General features: G+C 70.9%; 17 protein-coding genes. 8 read left to right on the top strand and 9 right to left on the bottom strand.

The genetic code is table 11. The features are described from left to right. The coding region (locus G6045_RS28225; RefSeq protein WP_165334949.1) for an ArsR/SmtB family transcription factor at positions 1-974 on the bottom strand (974 nt) is incomplete at its 3' end. A gap of 97 nt (positions 975-1071) precedes the next feature. On the opposite strand from G6045_RS28225, the gene G6045_RS28220 reads away from it, so the two are divergent. Next, entirely contained in the window at positions 1072-2361 is a 1290-nt protein-coding gene (locus tag G6045_RS28220; RefSeq protein WP_165334948.1) for an MFS transporter, read from the top strand. Positions 2362-2367: 6 nt separating this feature from the next. Here G6045_RS28220 and narI read toward each other — a convergent pair whose 3' ends face one another. Genes narI through G6045_RS28200 form a run of 4 tightly spaced genes read right to left on the bottom strand, consistent with a single transcriptional unit; the run spans position 2368 to position 8957 of the window. Beyond that, entirely contained in the window at positions 2368-3093 is a 726-nt protein-coding gene (narI, locus tag G6045_RS28215) for a respiratory nitrate reductase subunit gamma (protein ID WP_165334947.1), read from the bottom strand. Then, positions 3090-3659 (bottom strand): nitrate reductase molybdenum cofactor assembly chaperone, encoded by a 570-nt coding sequence (gene narJ / locus G6045_RS28210; RefSeq protein WP_165334946.1) that lies wholly within the window; start codon positions 3657-3659, stop codon positions 3090-3092. The genes narI and narJ overlap by 4 nt, the downstream gene beginning before the upstream one ends. Beyond that, positions 3656-5272, bottom strand: coding sequence for a nitrate reductase subunit beta (gene narH, locus G6045_RS28205; RefSeq protein WP_165334945.1), 1617 nt, complete (start codon positions 5270-5272; stop codon positions 3656-3658). Before narH ends, narJ begins: the two co-directional genes overlap by 4 nt. 1 nt (position 5273) lies before the next feature. Next, positions 5274-8957: a nitrate reductase subunit alpha gene (locus G6045_RS28200; RefSeq protein WP_328707928.1), complete on the bottom strand. Its 3684-nt coding sequence runs from the start codon at positions 8955-8957 to the stop codon at positions 5274-5276. Between the two features lie 193 nt (positions 8958-9150). Here G6045_RS28200 and G6045_RS28195 point away from each other — a divergent pair, with 193 nt between their 5' ends. The 4 genes from G6045_RS28195 to G6045_RS28180 all read left to right on the top strand — a co-directional run bounded on the left by G6045_RS28195 (position 9151) and on the right by G6045_RS28180 (position 12261). Next, a complete protein-coding gene (locus tag G6045_RS28195; RefSeq protein WP_165334934.1) occupies positions 9151-9363 on the top strand; it encodes a hypothetical protein in 213 nt (70 codons plus the stop codon). Positions 9364-9392: 29 nt separating this feature from the next. Then, positions 9393-10547, top strand: a complete 1155-nt coding sequence (locus G6045_RS28190; protein WP_206344265.1) for a sensor histidine kinase — start codon at positions 9393-9395, stop codon at positions 10545-10547. Beyond that, positions 10535-11179: a LuxR C-terminal-related transcriptional regulator gene (locus G6045_RS28185; protein ID WP_165334943.1), complete on the top strand. Its 645-nt coding sequence runs from the start codon at positions 10535-10537 to the stop codon at positions 11177-11179. The genes G6045_RS28190 and G6045_RS28185 overlap by 13 nt, the downstream gene beginning before the upstream one ends. Before the next feature lie 95 nt (positions 11180-11274). After that, positions 11275-12261, top strand: coding sequence for an aldo/keto reductase (locus G6045_RS28180; protein ID WP_165334942.1), 987 nt, complete (start codon positions 11275-11277; stop codon positions 12259-12261). A gap of 61 nt (positions 12262-12322) precedes the next feature. On the opposite strand, the gene G6045_RS28175 is transcribed toward G6045_RS28180, so the two are convergent. The 3 genes from G6045_RS28175 to G6045_RS28165 form a co-directional block, all read right to left on the bottom strand. Continuing rightward, positions 12323-14827 carry an ABC transporter permease gene (locus G6045_RS28175; protein ID WP_165334941.1) on the bottom strand — a complete coding sequence of 835 codons (2505 nt, stop codon included), beginning with the start codon at positions 14825-14827 and terminating at the stop codon, positions 12323-12325. Then, entirely contained in the window at positions 14824-15642 is an 819-nt protein-coding gene (locus G6045_RS28170) for an ABC transporter ATP-binding protein (RefSeq protein ID WP_165334940.1), read from the bottom strand. The genes G6045_RS28175 and G6045_RS28170 overlap by 4 nt, the downstream gene beginning before the upstream one ends. Positions 15643-15818: 176 nt before the next feature. Further along, the gene (locus G6045_RS28165) at positions 15819-16730 is read right to left on the bottom strand and encodes a MerR family transcriptional regulator (RefSeq protein WP_165334939.1); all 912 of its coding nucleotides are present in this window, start codon (positions 16728-16730) and stop codon (positions 15819-15821) included. A 315-nt stretch (positions 16731-17045) separates the two neighbouring features. Here G6045_RS28165 and G6045_RS28160 point away from each other — a divergent pair, with 315 nt between their 5' ends. Next, entirely contained in the window at positions 17046-17474 is a 429-nt protein-coding gene (locus G6045_RS28160; protein ID WP_165334938.1) for a hypothetical protein, read from the top strand. 9 nt (positions 17475-17483) lie between these two features. Here G6045_RS28160 and G6045_RS28155 read toward each other — a convergent pair whose 3' ends face one another. Continuing rightward, on the bottom strand, positions 17484-18263 hold the full coding sequence (locus G6045_RS28155) for a helix-turn-helix domain-containing protein (protein ID WP_165334937.1): 780 nt from the start codon (positions 18261-18263) through the stop codon (positions 17484-17486). Positions 18264-18366: 103 nt separating this feature from the next. On the opposite strand from G6045_RS28155, the gene G6045_RS28150 reads away from it, so the two are divergent. Together G6045_RS28150 and G6045_RS28145 are read left to right on the top strand one after the other, a co-directional pair. Continuing rightward, on the top strand, positions 18367-18672 hold the full coding sequence (locus G6045_RS28150; RefSeq protein ID WP_165334936.1) for a 4a-hydroxytetrahydrobiopterin dehydratase: 306 nt from the start codon (positions 18367-18369) through the stop codon (positions 18670-18672). After that, positions 18673-19192: class I SAM-dependent methyltransferase (locus G6045_RS28145; protein WP_165334935.1), on the top strand; the 520-nt coding region annotated here is incomplete at its 3' end. It abuts the gene before it with no gap.

The following is a 19192-nucleotide window of genomic DNA, read 5'->3' as shown; positions in this document are numbered from 1 at the left end:
GGCCGCCGCCCCTCCGCCCCCGCGACCAAGTCCTCCGCGATCCGTGTGCGCGCGTACAGCACCACGCGGCCCGCGCGGTGGGCGGAGACCAGGCCGGACTCCCGTAGCGCGGACAGGTGTTGGGAGACTCCGCCCGGGGTGAGGCCCGTGCGCAGAGCAAGGTCGGTGGTGGAGGCGGGGGACGTGAGTTCCGTGAGGAGGCGGGCGCGGGACGCTCCGAGGACCTTGGCAAGGGTGGCGGACTCGGGGTCGGGGCGCGGCGACCAGAGCTCTCCCACGCCGCGCGGCGGATAACGCAGCGTCGGCTGGTCCACCATGTCCGTCGTCCAGAACACCCGAGGCCAGACGAAGGCCGACGGCCCGAGCAGCAGCCCCCGTCCGTCGAGCCGTCGCACCCCGTGCAGGAACCGGTGCCTGACGTGCAGGGTGCCGGAATCCCAGGACAGCTGGGGGTCCAGGTCCTCGAAGAGGCGCCGGGTGCCGCCCTCGGCGAAGCGCCGGGCGCGGTACTGGATGTCGGCCTCCAGGAGGCCGAGGATGCGCGGCCAGTACGGCGCCATCGCCAGTTCCCAGTACGCGGAGATCAGATCGGCCAGCCGGCCCAGACCGCGCTCCGGGTCCGCGCGCAGCGCCCGCACACCGGGCTGCGCCTGCGAGGGCCCGGCGCGCAGCCGTTCCGGCGCAGTGGCGCGCAGCGTGGCGAGTTCGACGTCGAGGGAGGGGCCGGGGGTGGTCGGCGGCGGCGTCAGGAAGCCGGGGACCGAGCTGGTTCCCGGCGGCACGAGCGCCGCGAGCGGGGTCAGGTCCAGGCGCGCGGCGGCGATCCTGGACCGCACCTGCGCGGTCCAGGTCCGGTGCAGATGCTGTTCGTCCGCGCCGAGCAGGATCCGTACGCCGGCGACGACCTCCCAGAGCGGGGAGATCGAGAAGCGGGTGCGGGCCACGTCCTCGGCCGAGAACTCGATCTCCAGCATGCGCCCGCCCTCCGAGGGTCCACCGCCGACCCTGCTCAGATTCAGCTCAGACTAAAACATTGGCACAGGCCAGCGACGCCGGGGCACCGTGCTGGTCATGCCCACCCTTTCCCCGTGGCGGATCCGCGACTTCCGCACGCTGTTCTCCGCCTCCGCCCTGAGCGTCCTCGGCATGAACGTCTCCTACGTCGCCGTCCCCCTGCTCGCCCTCCTGGCCCTGGACGCGAGCGCGGGCCAGGTCGGTCTCCTCGCCGCCCTCGGCACGCTGGCGTTCCTGGTGATCGGACTGCCCGCGGGCGCGTGGGTCGACCGCCTTGCGCACCGCAAGGTCCTGGTCGTCGCGGCCCTGTGCAGGGGCACCTTGCTGGTGTCCGTACCGCTGGCGTGGTGGCTCGATGTGCTCACGTTCGGGCAGCTGTGCGCGGTGGTCCTGCTCGACGGTGTCTGCACGGTCTTCTTCGACGTGACCGCGCAGAGCACCCTGCCTCGCGTCGTCGGCCCCGACTCCCTCGTGCCGGCCAACGCGGCGCTCGTCAGCCTGCAGGCGGCCGGCAGTATCACGGGACGGGGCGCCGGCGGCGGCCTCGTGCAGTTCCTCAGCGCGCCGGTGGCGCTGGCCTGCGCGGCCGTGGGCTACCTGATTGCGGGGTTCCGGCTGATGCGGCTCAAGAGCACGGACGACGAGCCCGTACGGAAAGCCGGACCCGAGCCGGTTACCAGCCTGCGTACCCAGATCGCCGAAGGCCTGCGGCATGTCCTGGGCGACGCCGAACTGCGCGCCCTGGCCCTCACCGGCACCCTCAGCAACCTCGGCGGCGTCATGATCAACACGATGCTGCCGGTGCTCTTCGCCCGCGAACTCCACCTGTCCGCAGGTCTGTTGGGCGTGTACTGGGCCATCGGCGGAGTCGGGATCTTCCTCGGCGCCTGGTGCGCCCGCCCGCTCGCCGCCCGGTTCGGCTTCGGCCGCTGCCTCGCCCTGGTGAACCTGTGCGTGGCGCCGGTGGGGCTCCTCGTGCCGCTCATCGACCGCGGCGCGGGATTGTGGGTGGCATCGGGCGCGTGGCTTCTGTTCACCCTCACGACCGGCCTGGGCAACGTGCTCGGCGTCAGCCTGCGCCAGCGCCTGACCCCCGCACCGCTGCTCGGCCGGATGAACGCCACCTTCCGCTTCATGCTGATGGGCGCGATGGCCGTCGCGGGGGCCCTGTCCGGCCTCATCGGCGAGTACGTCTCCCTGCGCGCGGCCCTGTGGTCCGGCGCCGTCTGCCTCTGCCTGAGCGGACTGCCCCTGATCCTGTCCCCGGTCAGGCACCGCCGCGCACTCCCGGGCGACACCGGGCCCGTACGGGAGCATCTCAACCAGTCCGCGCAGACGCCCCGTTGACGGACGCTACGACTTCGTCCGCTCCCACCCCGGCCGCTCCTTGCGCGACCCCAGCTGCGTCTCGTCCCGGCTGCGGTAGACCACGTACGGGCGGAACAGGTACTGCACGGGCGCGCTGAACATGTGCACCAGGCGCGTGAACGGGATCAGGGCGAACAGCAGCAGGCCGATGACGGCGTGGATCTGGTACGTGAGCGGGACGCCCACCATCTTGTCCACGTCGGGCTGCAAGGTGAACAGGGAGCGGGCCCAGGGCGCGATCGTCAGACGGTAGTCGTAGCCGTGCGAGGGGCTGGAGTTGGTGAGCTTGGCCCACATGCCCATCACGATCGCGGCGAGCAGCACCAGGTACATGACCTTGTCGTTGGCCGTGGTCGCCTTGAAGACCGGGGTGTTGGTGCGGCGCCGGTAGAGCAGCAGCGCGATACCGAGCACCGCGAGCACACCCGCCGCCGTGCCGCCGTACAGCGACATCTGGTGGTACAGGTGCTCGTCCATGCCGACCTTGTCGGTCCAGGACTCGGGGATGAACAGACCCATCAGATGTCCGACGAGCACGAAGAGCAGCCCGTAGTGGAACATCGGCGAGGCGATGTTGAGCAGCTTCGACTCGTAGACCTGCGAGGAGCGGGTGGTCCAGCCGAACTTGTCGTACTTGAAGCGCCAGAACGTGCCCGCGATCAGGAGCGCGACGGCGACGTACGGCAGGACCCCCCAAAGGAGCGTGTTCATGACGGCTCTCCCACGAGCGTGAAGGGTTCGAGGCCTACGGTTTCGATGGGCGGTCCGCACTTGGCCATCGCCATCGCGGCCGCCTTGTCCTTGGGGGACGGGCCGGGCAGCGTGCGGCAGACGGCATCGAGCACGCTCGCGTAGGGCGTGCCGTGATCGGTGAGGGCGAGGCGCAACAGTTCGAGGCCCGGGCGGAATTCGAGCAGCAGCCGGGCGTCGACCTGCGCCGAGAATTCGAGCACCGCCGGCAGGAAGTCCGGCAGCTCCTCGTCGGAGAACTCCAGACCGTGCTCGCGGTACACCTGCTTGAAGCCGACCAAGGTCATGCCGCGCCGCCGGGTGTCGCCGTCGCGCCACCAGCTCAGGTACAGGCTGTGCCGGTTCTTGAAGTCGAAGACCTTGACGTAGTGCGCGGCGAGTTCGGTGGGGTCCGTCGCGTCGGCGAAGTCGAGGAAGTCCCGCAACTGCGGGGCGGCTTGACGCAGCAGCGGCAGGCGGGCGCGGAACTCGTCGTCGGGGTACGAAAGGCAGAGTGAAGCTGCCTGGTAGAGGACCGCGTGCTTCACTGCTGCTCCCTCACATCGGCCGGTTCTTCGTCGGAGGTCTGGCGTTTGCGGGCCGCGTGGAAGTTCTCGATCGAGACCAGCGGCAGCTGCTTCTTGCCGGAGCCGGAGTCCTGGCCGAAGGGCCCGTCGCCGCCCATGCCGGGACCGCCCTCGTGGTCCAGCGAGCAGGTGTCGGGGACCGCGGACTCCTCCAGGGCCTTCGCGTCGCCGACGGCCGCGGTCGGGATCACGTAGCGGTCCTCGTACTTGGCGATCGCGAGGAGCCGGTACATCTCCTCGATCTCCTGCGCGCTCATGCCCACCGAATCGGCGATCGTATGGTCGGGCACGTCACCGAGGTTGATGGCCCGCATGTGCGAGCGCATCGCCGCCAGCTTGTTCAGGGAGGACCGCACGGGGGCGATATCGCCGGCCGTGAAGATCTCCGCGAGGTATTCGAGGGGGATACGGAGGGTGTCGATCGCGCCGAACAGGTTGTCCGCGTCCTCACCGTCGTGGCCCGTCTCGGTGAGCGCGTCGACGACGGGGGAGAGCGGCGGGATGTACCAGACCATCGGCATGGTGCGGTACTCCGGGTGCAGCGGGAGCGCGACCTTGTACTTGCTGATCAGCGCGCGTACGGGGGAGCGGCGGGCCGCCTCCATCCAGTCGTACGGGATGTCCGCGGCCTCGGCGGCCCGCTGGACCTCGGGGTCGTCGGGGTCGAGGAACACGCCCAACTGGGCCTCGTACAGCGCCTTGTCGTCCTTCGTGGAGGCGGCCTCGGTCACCTTGTCGGCGTCGTACAGGATGACGCCGAGGTAGCGGAGCCGGCCGACGCAGGTCTCCGAGCAGACCGTGGGCAGACCGACCTCGACGCGCGGGTAGCACATCGTGCACTTCTCGGCCTTGCCGGTGGAGTGGTTGAAGTAGACCTTCTTGTACGGGCAGCCCGTCACGCACTGCCGCCAGCCGCGGCAGCGGTCCTGGTCGACGAGCACGATGCCGTCCTCGTTGCGCTTGTACATCGCGCCCGAGGGGCAGGAGGCCACGCACGCCGGGTTGAGGCAGTGCTCGCAGATGCGCGGCAGATAGAACATGAAGGTCTGCTCGAACGCGAACTTGACCTTCTCCGCGGCCTGTTCACGGACCTTCTCGACCATCGGGTCCTGCGGCCCGTGCTCGACCGCACCCGCCAGGTTGTCGTCCCAGTTCGAGGACCACTCGATCTTCATCGGCTTGCCCGTGATCAGCGAACGGGGCTCCGCCACCGGGTAGTCGTCGCCGAGCGGGGCGTCGGTGAGGTTCTTGTAGTCGTACGTCCAGGGCTCGTAGTAGTCCTTGATCTCCGGCAGCTTCGGGTTGGAGAAGATGTGCGCGAGCTTTTTGAACCGGCCGCCGTTCTTGAGCTTGAGGGCGCCGCGCTTGTTGAGGACCCAGCCGCCCTGCCACTTCTCCTGGTCCTCGTACCGCCGCGGGTAGCCCTGGCCGGGCCGGGTCTCGACGTTGTTGAACCAGACGTACTCCATGCCGGTCCGGTTGGTCCACGCCTGCTTGCAGGTAACCGAGCAGGTGTGGCAGCCGATGCACTTGTCGAGGTTCATGACCATGGCTACTTGGGCCATTACGCGCATGTCAGTACTCCACGTCCTGCGAGCGGCGACGGATGACCGTGACCTCGTCGCGTTGGTTGCCCGTCGGGCCGAGGTAGTTGAAGGCCCAGGAGAGCTGCGCGTAGCCGCCGATGAGATGGCTGGGCTTCATCAGGACCCGGGTGAGCGAGTTGTGGATGCCGCCGCGCTTGCCGGTGGTCTCCGTCTTCGGGACGCCCACCGTGCGTTCCTGCGCGTGGTGCATGTAGACCGTGCCCTGCGGCATCCGGTGCGAGACGATCGCGCGGGCCACGACCACACCGTTGCGGTTGACCGCCTCGATCCAGTCGTTGTCCTTCACGCCGATCGCGTCCGCGTCCTGCGGGGACATCCAGATGTTCTGGCCGCCGCGCGAGAGCGACAGCATGAACAGGTTGTCCTGGTACTCGGAGTGGATGGACCACTTGTTGTGCGGGGTGAGGTAGCGGACGGTGACTTCCTTGGTGCCGTCGACGCCGAGCCTTGGTTCGCCGAACAGGCGGTGCATGTCCAGCGGTGGCTTGTAGACGATCAGCGCCTCGCCGAGCTCGTGCATCCAGTCGTGGTCGAGGAAGAAGTGCTGGCGTCCGGTGAGCGTGTGCCAGGGCTTCAAGTGCTCGGTGTTGAGCGTGAAGGCCGTATAGCGGCGGCCGCCCGACTCGCTGCCCGACCACTCGGGCGAGGTGATCACCGGTACGGGGGCGGCCTGTGTGTCCGCGTACGTGATGCGCTTGCCCTCGTGCTCGGCGGCGAGGTGCGCCATCTCCTGTCCGGTGCGCTTCTCCAGGGTGTGGAAGCCCTGGGTGGCGAGGCGTCCGTTGGTCGTGCCGGACAGGGCGAGGATGGTGTTCGCCGCCTTGATCGCGGTGTCGAGCAGCGGCCGTCCGTCCGCGGGGCCCCCGCGTACCGTGCCGTTGCGCTGCTTGAGCTCCTCGACTTCCTGGTCGGGGTGGAGCGCGATGCCCTTCGCGGGCAGGCCCAGCTTCTCGACCAGCGGGCCGAGCGCCGCGAACTTCTCGCCGATCGCGGTGTAGTCCCGCTCGACCACGGTGAGGTTCGGCATGGTCTTGCCGGGCACCGGCTCGCACTCGCCGCGCTTCCAGTCGAGCACCACACCGCCGGGCTGGGCGATCTCGCCCGGGGTGTCGTGCTGCAGCGCGGTCGCCACCAGGTCCTTGCGCGTGCCGAGGTGGGGGCGGGCCAGCTCGCTGAACTTACGGGCCAGTCCGAGGAAGGTGTCGAAGTCGGTGCGGGCCTGCCACGGCGGGTTCACCGCGGGGGTGAACGAGTGCACGTAGGGGTGCATGTCCGTGGTCGACAGGTCGTGCTTCTCGTACCAAGTGGCGGCGGGCAGCACGACGTCGGACAGGAGCGTGGACGAGGTCTGCCGGAAGTCCAGGGAAAGCAGCAGGTCGAGCTTTCCTTCCGGTGCCTCCTCGTGCCACTTCACATCCCGTGGCCGTACGTCGGGACCGGCCTCCTCGGCCCGCAGCGAGGAGTGGGTGCCGAGCAGGTGCTTGGTGAAGTACTCGGCGCCCTTCGCGGACGAACCCAGGAGGTTGGCGCGCCACAGGGTGACGACCCGGGGCCAGTTCTCCTCGGCGTCCGGGTCCTCGCAGGCGAACTTCAGCGTCCCGGCCTTCAGTTCCGCGACCGTGTCCGCCACGGGGTCGGCGGACTCGGCGAGGTCGAGGGGGTTGCGGTTGAAGGTCGGATACGAGGGCATCCAGCCCGAACGCGCAGACAGGGCAAGGCAGTCCGCGCCCGTCATCCCCTCGAAGCGGCCCTCGCCGAGCGGCGAGGCGAGGACGTCGGCCTGGAACTTGTCGTAGCGCCACTGGTCGGTGTTGAGGAACCAGTACGCGGCGCCGATCATCTGCCGCGGCGGCCGAGACCAGTCGCCGGCTCCGGCGAGCGTCGCCCAGCCGGTCACCGGACGGCACTTCTCCTGGCCGACATAGTGCGCCCAGCCGCCGCCGTTGCGGCCCTGGCAGCCGGTGAGCTGGAGCAGGGCGAGGAAGGAGCGGTAGATCTGCTCGGAGTGGAACCAGTGGTTCGTGCCGGCGCCCATCAGGATCATGCAGCGGCCGCGGGACTTCTCGGCGGTCCGGGCGAACTCCCGGGCGATCTTGACGGCCTGCGCGGCGGGTACGGAGGTGTGCGCCTCCTGCCAGGCCGGGGTGCCGGGGGTCTCCGCGTCGTCGTACGAGGCGGGCCACTGGCCGGGCAGACCGTCGCGCGCGACACCGTACTGGGCGAGCTGCAGATCGAAGACCGTGGTGACCAGGGGGCCGTCCTGGCCGCCGAGCCGCGTGGCCGGGACACCGCGCGAAAGGATCTCGCCGCGGCCCTGGCCGTGTTCGCCGCCCTCGGTGTCGAAGCGGGGGAGCAGCACCTCGACGCCGGTCGCGAACTCCGTGCCGTGCAGGGAGAGTTGCGGGGTGATCGAGCCGAGCTGAAGGTTCCACTTGCCCATGCCGGACTCGGTCCAGCGAAAGCCCAGGGAGCCGTTGGGGACGGCCGGCTGACCGGTGGTCTCGTCGAGGACGACGGTCTTCCACTCGGCGGCCTCGCTGTCCTGCCCGATGTCGCTGGCGCGCAGGAACTTCGAGGGGACGTACGCGCCGTCCTTCTCGACGAGCGTCACCAGGAACGGCAGGTCGGTGTACTTGCGCACGTAGTCGTCGAAGAAGTCGGTCTTCTTGTCGACGAAGAACTCCTTGAGGATGACGTGCCCCATGGAGATCGCGAGCGCCGCGTCCGTGCCGGGGTGCGGGTGCAGCCACTCGTCGGCGAACTTCGCGTTGTCCGCGTAGTCGGGCGCGACCACGACCACCTTCTGGCCGCGGTAGCGCGCCTCGGCCATCCAGTGCGCGTCGGGGGTGCGGGTCACGGGGACGTTGGAGCCCCACATCATCAGATACGCGGCGTCCCACCAGTCGCCCGACTCGGGCACGTCCGTCTGGTCGCCGAAGACCTGCGGGGAGGCGACGGGGAGGTCCGCGTACCAGTCGTAGAAGGAGAGCATCGGGGCGCCGATGAGACTCATGAACCGGGCGCCCGCCGCGTGCGAGACCATCGACATCGCGGGGATCGGCGAGAAGCCGGCGACACGGTCCGGGCCGTGCTGCTTGATGGTGTGGACGTGCGCGGCCGCGACGATCTCGAGCGACTCGTCCCACGTGGCGCGCACCAACCCGCCCTTGCCGCGGGCCTGTTGGTACGTCCTGCGCCGCTCCGGATCGCCCTGGATGTCCGCCCAGGCCAGGACCGGGTCACCGAGCCGGGCCTTCGCCTCGCGGTACATCTCCAGGAGGACACCGCGGATGTACGGGTAGCGCACGCGCGTCGGCGAGTACGTGTACCAGGAGAACGCGGCGCCGCGGGGGCAGCCGCGCGGCTCGTACTCGGGGCGGTCCGGGCCCACCGACGGATAGTCCGTCTGCTGGGTCTCCCACGTGATGATGCCGTCCTTGACGTACACCTTCCAGCGGCAGGAACCGGTGCAGTTCACGCCGTGCGTGGAGTTCACGACCTTGTCGTGGCTCCAGCGGTCCCGGTAGAAGGTGTCGGCCTGCCGACCGCCCTTGAGCTGCACGCTGTGCATATCGGGGGCGGCCTCGCCGCGCCGGAAGAACTTCCCGGCGCGCAACAGCGCGGCGCCCGGCTCGGTCACTTGGTCGGTCACCGCTCGGCTCCCTCGGTCGGCGCGTGCGGACACGTATGAGGCGACGGTAGGTCTGCTGATCGGGCCCCACATGTTGGCGGGGGCCGTCCGGGGCGGGCGGCTACCGGGAGTGACCGGCCGGCGGTGGTGTAGCCCGCTCCACCCTGTATCGGCCAGTGGGCACCGTCGTCGCGGCCCCGGAGCGCTTGCCAGGATGGATCACGTCAAGCACCGCCCGCCCACCACCTCGGAGTCCGTCATGAAGCCCCTGCTGTGGCTGCTGCTCGTCGTCGCCCTCATCGTCAACGTCTCCACCAGCTTCCTGTGGGAGGGCCTCACCCAGGTCGCCGTGTCCATACCGACCGGCGTGCTCTTCCTCGGTTCCGCCGTCGGCCTGTGGCTGCTGCGCGACAAGCAGCAGGCCTAGGGTCCGGCCCGGCGCCTAGCCTGATGACCATGGACGCGGCGATACGCAGAGCATGGCTCGCCACCCGGCACCTGCTGATCGGTGCCGCGGTGAGCCTCGCCTGCTATCTGATGCTCGGTCTGCTGCTGCTCGGGCTCGTGGCGACCCTGCTGATCGTCGGCGCCGGCATCCTGCCCGAGACCGTGCAGACCGTACGGCGCTTCGCGTCCTTCGAGCGGCGCCGGGTCGGGGCGCGCACAGGGGAAGGGGTGCCGCAGGCGTATCTGCCGCTGACCGGACCGGTCGCCGAACGGCTCCGGCACGCGACCACCGATCCCGCCACCTACCGCGACCTGCGCTGGGTCCTCGCGCAGCTGGTCTACGGCCTGGTGCTCTGCTACCTCTCCCTGATCCTCTGGCTGCCCGCGATCATCGTCGACGGCATCTGGTGCGGCGTGCTCGGCCGGCGGCCCGTGGTGCTGCCCGTCTTCGACGTCCTCGCCGATCTGTCCTGCTCCTGGTCCCGAGGACTGCTCCAGCCGCCGCCCGGCGCCGACCTCGCCCAGCGCGTCGAGCAGCTCACCGAGACCCGCGCCGGAGCGGTCGCCGCGCACGGCGCCGAACTGCGCCGCATCGAGCGCGATCTGCATGACGGCGCGCAGGCCCGGCTCGTCTCCCTGTCCATGCGGATCGGTCTCGCCAAGCGCGCGTACGACCGCGATCCCGAAGCCGCCCGCAAACTCCTGGACGACGCCCAGGACCAGGCCGAACAGGCCCTCGCGGAACTGCGTCATGTCGTACGGGGCATCCATCCGCCCGTGCTCACCGACCGCGGCCTCGACGGGGCGGTCCGGGCGCTCGCGGCCTCCAGCGGGCTGAGCGTGGAGGTGGCGGCCGACGGAGTGACCGACGGTCCTCGCGCACCCGCCGCCGTGGAGGCCGCCGCGTACTTCGTGGTCGCGGAGGCCCTCACCAACGCGGCCAAGCACAGCGGGGCGACCCGCGCAGAGGTCGCACTCACACGCACCCCGGGGATGCTCCGGGTGCTCGTACGCGACCACGGCTGCGGGGGAGCGGACGAGTCCGCGGGCAGCGGACTGATCGGGGTACGGCGCCGCGTCGCCGCGCTGGATGGCACCGTGTCCCTGACGAGCCCCGCCGGAGGGCCGACCGAGATCGAAGTGGAGCTGCCGTGCGCCTGGTGATCGCCGAGGACAACGCCTTGTTGCGCGAAGGGCTCGTACTGCTCCTCCAGTCGGCCGGTCACGACGTGGCCGGCGTCGCGTCGACCGGCCCGGAGATCCTGCCACAGCTGCTCGAACACCGCCCGGACGCAGCGGTGTTGGACGTACGGATGCCGCCCGGCTTCCGGGACGAGGGGCTGCGGGCGGCCCTCGCGGCCCGCGAGTCGCTGCCGGACCTGCCGGTTCTCGTCCTGTCCCAGTACGTCGAGGAGACCTACGCCGCCGAGCTGCTCGGCGGGGGTGCGCGCGGGGTCGGATATCTCCTGAAGGACCGGGTCGGCCGGGTCGACGAGTTCCTCGACGCGCTGGAACGGGTGGCGTCCGGCGGTACGGCGCTCGACCCCGAGGTCGTGACGGAGCTCCTCTCACGCCGGCGCCAGGGCTCCCCGCTGGACTCCCTCACGGCACGCGAACGCGAGGTGCTCCAGCTCATGGCCGAGGGCCACGACAACGCCACGATCGCCAAGTCCCTGGTGATCACGGAGCGTTCGGTCCACAAACACATCGGCAACGTCTTCACGAAGCTGGACCTCCCACCTACGGAGGGCGGTCACCGGCGGGTGCGGGCGGTGCTGGCGTACCTGAACGGGTAAGTCCTGCCGGACAGGGCTTGCCTTCGCGTGCACTTCAACAGGCAGAGTCCTCCTCAACGCCCCGCACTCAGCGGGCACGTTGAGGAGGACCCCCAATGCGTTACCGCACCCTTGGCACCAACCCCGCCACCCACCGCAAGGTCAGCGTCCTCAGCCTCGGCGCCATGCTCTTCGGCACCCGCACCGACGAGGCCACCGCCTTCGCCATCCTCGACCGCTTCGTCGAGGCGGGCGGCACCTTCATCGACACGTCCAACAACTACGCGTTCTGGAACACGGGCAGCCAGGGCGGCGAGAGCGAGACCATCATCGGCAACTGGCGCCGCAGCCGCGGCATCGGCGACGAGATCGTCATCGCCACCAAGCTCGGCGCCCGCCCGCTCGCACCCGGCACCAGCTACACCGACAACGCCGAGGGCCTGAGCGCCAAGGTGATCCGCGAGTCCGCGGAGGCCAGCCGCGAGCGTCTCGGCGTGGAGAAGCTCGATCTCCTGTACGCGCACATCGAGGACCCGGACACCGGCCTCACCGAGACCGTGGAGGGCTTCGCCGCGCTCGTCGAGGAGGGCACCGTCGGCCTCCTCGGCGTCAGCAACCACTGGGCCTGGAAGGTCGAGCGCGCCCGCGCCATCGCGGCCGCCGCGGGGCTGCCCGGCTACGAGGTGCTCCAGTACCACCACACGTATCTGCGCCGCCGCACCGACATCCCCGGCCAGCTCTCGCAGGACGGCGACATCGGGGTGTTCTCGGGGGAGCTGCAGAACTACGTGCGCAACAACCCCGCACTCACCCTGGTCGCGTACAGCCCGCTGCTCACCGGCGCCTACACCCGTACCGACAAGCCCATCGACTATCCCCTCGAGCACGCCGGCACCCCCGCGCGCCGGGCTGTGCTCGACGAGGTGGTGAAGGAGACCGGGGCGAGTGCCAACCAGGTGGTCCTGTCCTGGCTGATCGACAGCGACATCCCGACCATCCCGCTCGCGGGGGCGTCCTCGCTCGCCCAGCTGGACGAGAACCTGGCCGCCGCCGATCTGGTGCTCACCGAGGACCAGCGGGCCAGGCTCGACGCCGTCCACTGAGCATCACCGTGAGGCCTTGCGCGCCTGTCCGCGGGCGCATCTCCGCGGGGGCGCACGGAGCTCACCGCGAGGCCCCGCGGACCGGCAGCAGCGTGCCCGCGAAGGCTGTCGCCGTCACCACGACGGCGATCAACGCGGCCTGGGCGAGGGGGAGATACGGCAGCGCCCGGGCCGTGGCGAAGCTGAACGCGAGCAGCGGCACCGCGGCCACCGCCGTCCCCAAGGCCAGCCCGGTCAGTGCCACCACGGCCGCCTCGGCGCGCAGCATCCCGCGCACCTGGGCCCGCCCGGCACCGACCCGGCGCAGCAGCCGCAGCGCCGGGCGGCGGCCCACGGAGATCAGGGTGAGCGTGCTCAGCACGGCGAGCATGGTGAAGCCGCCGATGGCCGCGACCGCGATCCGGCCGAGCCGGTCGTTCAACGCCTGGTCGGGGAGCGTGAGATGCAGGGGGCGGGCGACGGTCACGTCGGCGCCGGGGACCTTGCCCAGTCCGTCACGTACCGACGCTGCGTCGTCCGTCGCGACCAGGACCTCCGCGGTGTCCGGTGAGGTCATATGGCGGGTCAGTTCGTCGTGGGAGAACAGCAACTCGCCGAGAGCCAGGCCACGTTCATGGACGGCCACCACCTTCAGCGTGCGCTGCGCACCGTCGCCGAAACGCACCTGCGTCCGGGAGCCGACGTGCAGGTCTTGCGCGCGGGAGCGGTCACTGCCGACCGAGACCGTGCCCGGGCGCAGCTCGTCCAGCGATCCCTGTACCGGCCCCGGGTCCAGGGTGCGGGTCAGGCCCTCGGGCGTGACACCAAGTACCGGAAGCCGGTCGAGCTTCGGCGCACCGGCCTCTTTGCCGGCCACGACGACGGTGCCGCGGACGAGCCCCGTGGCGGCCGCGACTCCCGGCATGCGGCGGATCTCCTCGGGTGATCCGCCGCCGGTGACGCGCAGTTCGGCGTGCAGGGCGGCGGCGGCCTGGCGCTCACCGGCGCGCTGCATCGTCGTGCCCGCGCCGAGCTGCACCACCACGAACGCCGTCACCAGCGCGATCGGAGTGATCGCCGCCCCGAAGCGTGCGGTGTTCGCCGTCAACTCCGAAGCGGCCAGCCTCCCTTGAGGTCCGCGCCGCCGCAGGATCCGGCCGAGGACGGCCAGCGCACCACGGGCGATCCACGGTCCGAGCACCGCACAGCCGATCACCATCGTGAGGGCGGCCGTACTCGCCGCCATCGCGGCCGCGGCCCCGCTCTGCGCTGCGGATGCGCCCGCCGAGCCGACCCCGAGACCCAGCAGGACGAGACCGGCGATACGGCGCCCCTTGCCCGGATCGCGGGACGCGCCGTGCGCCTCGCCCAAGGCCTGGGCCGGCCGGACGCGTGCGGCACGCGCGCAGCCGAGAAGGGCGGCCAGTCGCGCTGCCCCGACCGTCAGCCCGGCCGTGACCAGGGGAGCAGCGAACAGCCAGACAGGTGTGGGCAGTTCGAGCCCGGCGGGCAGCGCGCCACCGGAACGCAGGAGGTGGAGCAGCCCGAAGAACGCCGGTACGGAAGCGAGCGCGCCGAGCAGCGCGGGACGTACCGCCACCCGCAGCACCTCGCGCCCCACGGAGGCGCGCAGTTGCCGGGGCGACGCCCCCACCGCGCGCAACAGGGCCAGCTCGGCGGCTCGTTGACGCAACGCCTGCGCCACCAGCGAGGAGATCACGAGGAAGGCGACCAGGACGACGGTGGCCGCGATGGCACCGAGCAGTTCCAGCGCGCCCGTCCGGGCCGCCGGAGCCTCCAGCCGCTCGGCGAGTCCGCGGCCGTCACCGGTCAGCACCCGCAAGGGCCGCACATCGTCCTTCGCCCGGTGCGGCGCGCTCACATCACGGGCGCCCGCCGCGTCGAGAGCGGTACGCGTCCGCTCGTACAACTCGGTCCGGCTGACGCCGGGTTCGGGCAGCAGCCCGATGGCGTCCACGGACCCCGGGTGGCCGGCGAGCGTGCGGGCCTGTGCCTGCGTGAAGTACACGGAGCCCTTGCCTTGTGCGACGCCCACGATCTCGTACGTCCGCGCAGTGCCGTGCGCGCTCAGGCCGATCCGCTCGCCGGGCGAGCGTCCCTGATCCGCCGAGACGACGATCTCGCCGCGCCGGGCCGGTGCGCGTCCCTCCAGAAGCTTGTACGGGGCCAACCGGGCCACGTCCCAAGGGTGCCCGTCCAGAAGCCGGCCGCCGGAAGCAAGGGGTACGGACACGTCGGGCACGACCGCCCGTACGCCGGCCACGTCCCGCAGCACATCGAGCGTCGCGTCCGGCAGCCGTACGCGCTCCGTCAGAGCGGCCGTCGCCGTCTCGGGCTCGGAACCCCACGGCTTCGCCGTATAGCGGGTGGTCTGGTCACCGGCCACCACGACCGGCGCGCCGGCGTACCGCTCCACGCGCGCGTGCCCCAACGCCGTCGACGCGAGCGTGAGCGCGAAGGAGCCGAGCAGGGCGGAGGTCCCCAGCAGGGCCGCCGCGACCGCCCACCAGGCCCGGCGGTGGGCACGGTGGGCCCGGGCGGCGAGGAGGCTTTGAGGGCCCCTCATGACCCGTTCCGGTGCCCGGACCGGTTCCACCGACCGCTGCCCGCCGTGCCGCCCAACTCCCGCAGCACCTCCCGCACATGCTCTGCCTCCGGCCGCTCGACACGGCCCACGAGCCGCCCCTCGTGCAGGAACACCGCCTCGTCCGCCCACTGCGCCGCCGCCGGATCGTGCGTCACCATCACGACCGTGCGGCCCCGCTCGTCCACCGCGGCCCGCAGCAGCGCGAGCACCTCCGCGGCCGTCACCGGGTCCAGGGCGCCGGTCGGTTCATCGGCGAAGACCACCGCGGGCTCGGTGACCAGGGCGCGGGCGAGCGCCACCCGCTGCTGCTGACCGCCCGAGAGCCGGGCGGGGGAGTCGCCGGCGCGGCCGGCGAGCCCGACCGCGGTCAGGGCCCGCAGCGCCTCGTCCTCCCAGGGGCCCTCCTGTCCCGCGAGGAGCAGCGGCAGACCCGCGTTCTCCAGGACGGTGAGCGACGGCACCAGGTTCAGCGCCTGAAAGACAAAGCCCACACGGTCGCGCCGTACGCGCGTCAGCGTGGCCTCGTTCAGCCCCGAGAGATCCCGGCCACCGATACGCACCGTCCCCGACGTCGGGCGGTCCAGGCCCGCCGCGCACTGCAGCAGAGTCGACTTCCCGGACCCGGAACGGCCCATGACGGCGACGAATCGTCCGGCGGGGATCCGCAGCGTGACGTCCTCGAGGGCCCGCACCCCTTCGCCGAACGCGCGGCTCACCCCGTCCAGTTCCAGGGCCGCGACCGGCTCGGCCACCACCGTCCCACTCGCGAGCCCACCCGTACGCCGCCTGAACATCCCGTCCGCCTTCCTGAGCCGAATCGTCCAGGAAAACCGTCGCAACCCACGGGCCCCCGGCACGAGACAGCAGCCTCCCCACGTGGGGGTGTAGCGGTCTCCACCATTTCTCGGACGTCAGCGGGTCTTGTTGAACTGCTCAGGCCCAAGTCGATGACTTGGCCGCCCTTTTGGTCTCACGGGCCCTCGGCCGACTGACCAAGTGATGTGGGGTGGTCGCCGGCAAGGGCCTCGCCGAAGAGCCGTCCGGCGAGTTCGACGCAGCGCATCCGGGCCGGAGAGAAGTCGTAGGGCATCTTGGTGATCGCTGCGGCGGCACTCATCCCTGCGCCCTCCTCACCTTTCAGGTCGGCGTCGTAGATCTCGAAGATTTCCTCCTCGGCCGCATCGAGGCCGGCTGCCTCGATGGCCTGACTCAGGGCCATTTGGTGAGCGCATCGCTGCACGGCGAGCTCTTCGACGCGCGGGTCGTCGGGTTCGACGCCGTCGTCGAGGGCGGCCTCGGCGGCCTCAAGGCGGTCCTCCTCGGCCCGCAGGTCGGGGTGGGTGGCCAGCACGATGAACGCGTCAGCCTGGAGGGCGGCGCCCAGCGGCCCGAAGATCCGTTCCGTGACCAGCAGGGCGTCCAGGTCGGAGGGGCGCAACGCGCCCGGGGGCAGGTGACTGAGCCGGTCCGTGACCAGTTCGGAGAGCAGCCCCAGCGGGCTGCCTACCACCTGAAGGCGCTGGACAGCCGCGCGCCGTCGTTTGATGACGGCCTCCTGCGCCGCCAAGGTTTCCTCCAGCCTGCTCAGGACCGACTCGATATCCGGGCCTTGGTCCAGGGCTGCGTCTCCGGTTTCGTCCCGGGCTTCGCCGAAGGCGGACCGCATGTCGTCCAGGCTGATACCGGCATCAGCCATCTTGCGGATCCACAGCAGGCGGATCATGTCGTCATAGCCGTAGCGGCGGCGGCCGTCCCCACCGCGCTCGGGCTCCGGCAGCAGACCGATCTCGTGGTAGTGGCGGATGGCGCGTGGGGTGATCCCGGCGAACGCGGCGGCATCACCGATCTTGACCTGCCGGGGAGGCGTGAGGGAGGGGTACATCGCAGACAGAGCCTTTCGTGCTGTGACGCCCCGACCCCATCACATGCCGCTACGGCATGTGCAACAACCTCATCCAGGTGCAACCCGGCCCGCCTGCCGAAACCGACACCGACGACGCCCGACCCCGTACGGCCGAGGGCCAGAGCACGCTGAGTGCGCTGATCAGTGCCCGAGGTACGCGCCTCAGCATTACCTCCCACGTAATCGACCACCCCACCCCCCGCCCGGCATGGTGTTCTCACCGGCCACCGGGGCGGCGCACTCCGATCCCGGCGGCCGGCCCACCACCCACCCGTTTCGCGTCGGAGGTATCCCATGTCTGCATCGTCGATGACCACCATCGCCGGCCCCCTGCGCACCCGCGAACCCCGCGCCGCGCTCCGGCTCTTCCTCGGGCTCGACGCCGTCGTCACCGGGGCGAACGGTCTTGCCTACGCCGTCGCCTCCGGGCCGCTCGGGCGGTTCCTCGGGATCGACTCGGGGCTGCTGCTCGCGCTCGGCCTCGGGCTCATCGCGTACGCGGCCGGGGTCGCTCTGATCGCCGCACGCCGGGAGCCGCCCGTGCTGCCCGTGCGCGCCGTCGTCGAGATCAACCTGGCCTGGGCGGTGATGAGCCTTGTCGCCCTCGTGCTCTGGTTCAGTCCCAGTACCGCCGGCACCGTGTGGATCCCGATGCAGGCCCTGACCGTGGCCGGTTTCGCGGCGCTCCAGTACACCGCCCTGCGGGCGATGATGAAGCGCTGAACGGCAGGCTCAAGGAAGCATCGACTGAAGGTACTTGACCGTCGCCGGGTCGGCCGGGAGCAATGTCTCGATGGCCAGCTCGGCGACGGTCACGTCCATGGGCGTGTTGAACGTCGAGATCGACGACACGAAGGACAGCGTCCGCCCGTCGTGCTCCACCCGCAGCGGCAACGCCACATAGGGGACAGGGGAGTTGTCGACCGCGCTCTCGCCCGGGTCGTCCACGGGATACGCCGCGACCTCCTCGTACAGCGCACGCAGCGCATCCGAACGGCGCAGGGCGATCTGCCGCTCCATCTGATGCAGCAGATGCCCGCGCCATTCGGCGAGATTGCGGATCTTCGGCGCGAGGCCACGCGGGTGCAGCGTCAGCCGCATCGCGTTGAGCGGTGTCGTGAGCACCTCCTCGGACATGCCGTCCATCAGCATCGCGATCCCGCGGTTCGCGGCGATCACGTTGTACGTGGCGTCCACGATCAGCGCCGGGTACGGCTCGTAGCCGTGGATGAGTTGTTCGAGCCCCTCGCGCAGGGTGCCGAGCTCGTCGAGGGGGGTCTCCGGGTAGTGCGGGGCGTAACCGGCCGCGAGCAGCAGGGCGTTGCGCTCACGTACAGGTACGTCGAGATGCTCGGCGATCCGCAGCAGGAAGTCCTCGCTGGGGCGCGAACGCCCGGTCTCCACAAAGCTGATGTGCCGCGCGGAGGAGTCGGCGCGCAGGGCCAGCTCGAGCTGGCTGATCCGGCGCTGCTCACGCCAGGCACGCAGCAGTGGTCCCGCACCCTTGGTCATGTGTACGACCGTAGAGCATCCGTCGTCGCAGCTCTGTGGCAGGCTGAAAGTGGCCGGACGCGTGATCGGCGCGTCTTTCCGGCGCGTATCTGAGGAGTACGTCATGCCTGTGGAACCGCTGTCGCAGAAGGACATCGAGGAACGCCTGCGCGAGCTGCCCGGCTGGTCCGTGGCGGAGGGGCGGCTGGAACGTTCGTACCGTCTCGGCTCGCACTTCGCCGCCACCGCGATGGTGGTGCACATCGCCCAGGTCCAGGAGGAGTTGGACCACCACTCGGACCTCGCCCTCGGCTACAACACGGTCGGCCTGTCCGTGAACACGCACAGCGCGGGCGGCGCCGTCACCGAGCTCGACTTCGCGCTCGCCGAGCGCGTGGAGGCGCTGGCCGCCGGACACGGAGCGAGCTGAGTGCTGGACTACACCGCCGAGGCGGCCGTCTACGACCGTACGCGCGGTGGGATTCCGCGGGCGGAAGCCGCTGCCGCGGCGGTACGGGAGTTGCTGCCGCCGGACGCCGCGCTGCTGCTCGACGTGGCCTGCGGTACGGGGATCGTGACGGAGCGGCTCGCCGGCCCCGGGCTGCGTGTCGTGGGTGTGGACGCGGCGTTCGGGATGGCGGCGCGGGCGGTGGAGCGGCTGCCGGGTTCCGTCGTGCTCGGTGACGGGTGCCGGCTGCCGTTCGCGTCCGGCGGTTTCGACGCGGTCAGCCTGATCTGGCTGCTGCATCTGGTGCCGGACGCGGAGCCGGTGCTCGCGGAGTGCGCACGGGTGCTGCGGCCCGGCGGGGTGCTCCTGGCGACCGTGGACAAGGATGCGGGCCATGACGTGGGCTCGGACATCGACGCGGTGTTCGCACCGCATCTGCGCCCGCAGGCGTCGGACGCGTCGGACCGGGTCTTCGCGCTCGGGCGTGCGCACGGGCTGCGTC

It is taken from the genome of Streptomyces mesophilus (assembly GCF_011044995.1).
Taxonomy (GTDB): domain Bacteria; phylum Actinomycetota; class Actinomycetes; order Streptomycetales; family Streptomycetaceae; genus Streptomyces; species Streptomyces mesophilus.
This window is presented reverse-complemented; position numbering and strand designations above follow the sequence as displayed.

Bases quoted from the DNA above. Each gene is read 5' to 3' on its own strand.
- G6045_RS28220 (WP_165334948.1), top strand. From the start codon at position 1,072: ATGCCCACCCTTTCCCCGTGGCGGATCCGCGACTTCCGCACGCTGTTC.
- G6045_RS28155 (WP_165334937.1), bottom strand. From the start codon at position 18,263: ATGACCAAGGGTGCGGGACCACTGCTGCGTGCCTGGCGTGAGCAGCGC.
- G6045_RS28170 (WP_165334940.1), bottom strand. From the start codon at position 15,642: ATGTTCAGGCGGCGTACGGGTGGGCTCGCGAGTGGGACGGTGGTGGCC.
- G6045_RS28165 (WP_165334939.1), bottom strand. From the start codon at position 16,730: ATGTACCCCTCCCTCACGCCTCCCCGGCAGGTCAAGATCGGTGATGCC.
- G6045_RS28175 (WP_165334941.1), bottom strand. From the start codon at position 14,827: ATGAGGGGCCCTCAAAGCCTCCTCGCCGCCCGGGCCCACCGTGCCCAC.
- G6045_RS28195 (WP_165334934.1), top strand. From the start codon at position 9,151: ATGGATCACGTCAAGCACCGCCCGCCCACCACCTCGGAGTCCGTCATG.
- G6045_RS28180 (WP_165334942.1), top strand. From the start codon at position 11,275: ATGCGTTACCGCACCCTTGGCACCAACCCCGCCACCCACCGCAAGGTC.
- narH (WP_165334945.1), bottom strand. From the start codon at position 5,272: ATGCGCGTAATGGCCCAAGTAGCCATGGTCATGAACCTCGACAAGTGC.
- G6045_RS28160 (WP_165334938.1), top strand. From the start codon at position 17,046: ATGTCTGCATCGTCGATGACCACCATCGCCGGCCCCCTGCGCACCCGC.
- G6045_RS28150 (WP_165334936.1), top strand. From the start codon at position 18,367: ATGCCTGTGGAACCGCTGTCGCAGAAGGACATCGAGGAACGCCTGCGC.
- narI (WP_165334947.1), bottom strand. From the start codon at position 3,093: ATGAACACGCTCCTTTGGGGGGTCCTGCCGTACGTCGCCGTCGCGCTC.
- G6045_RS28190 (WP_206344265.1), top strand. From the start codon at position 9,393: ATGGACGCGGCGATACGCAGAGCATGGCTCGCCACCCGGCACCTGCTG.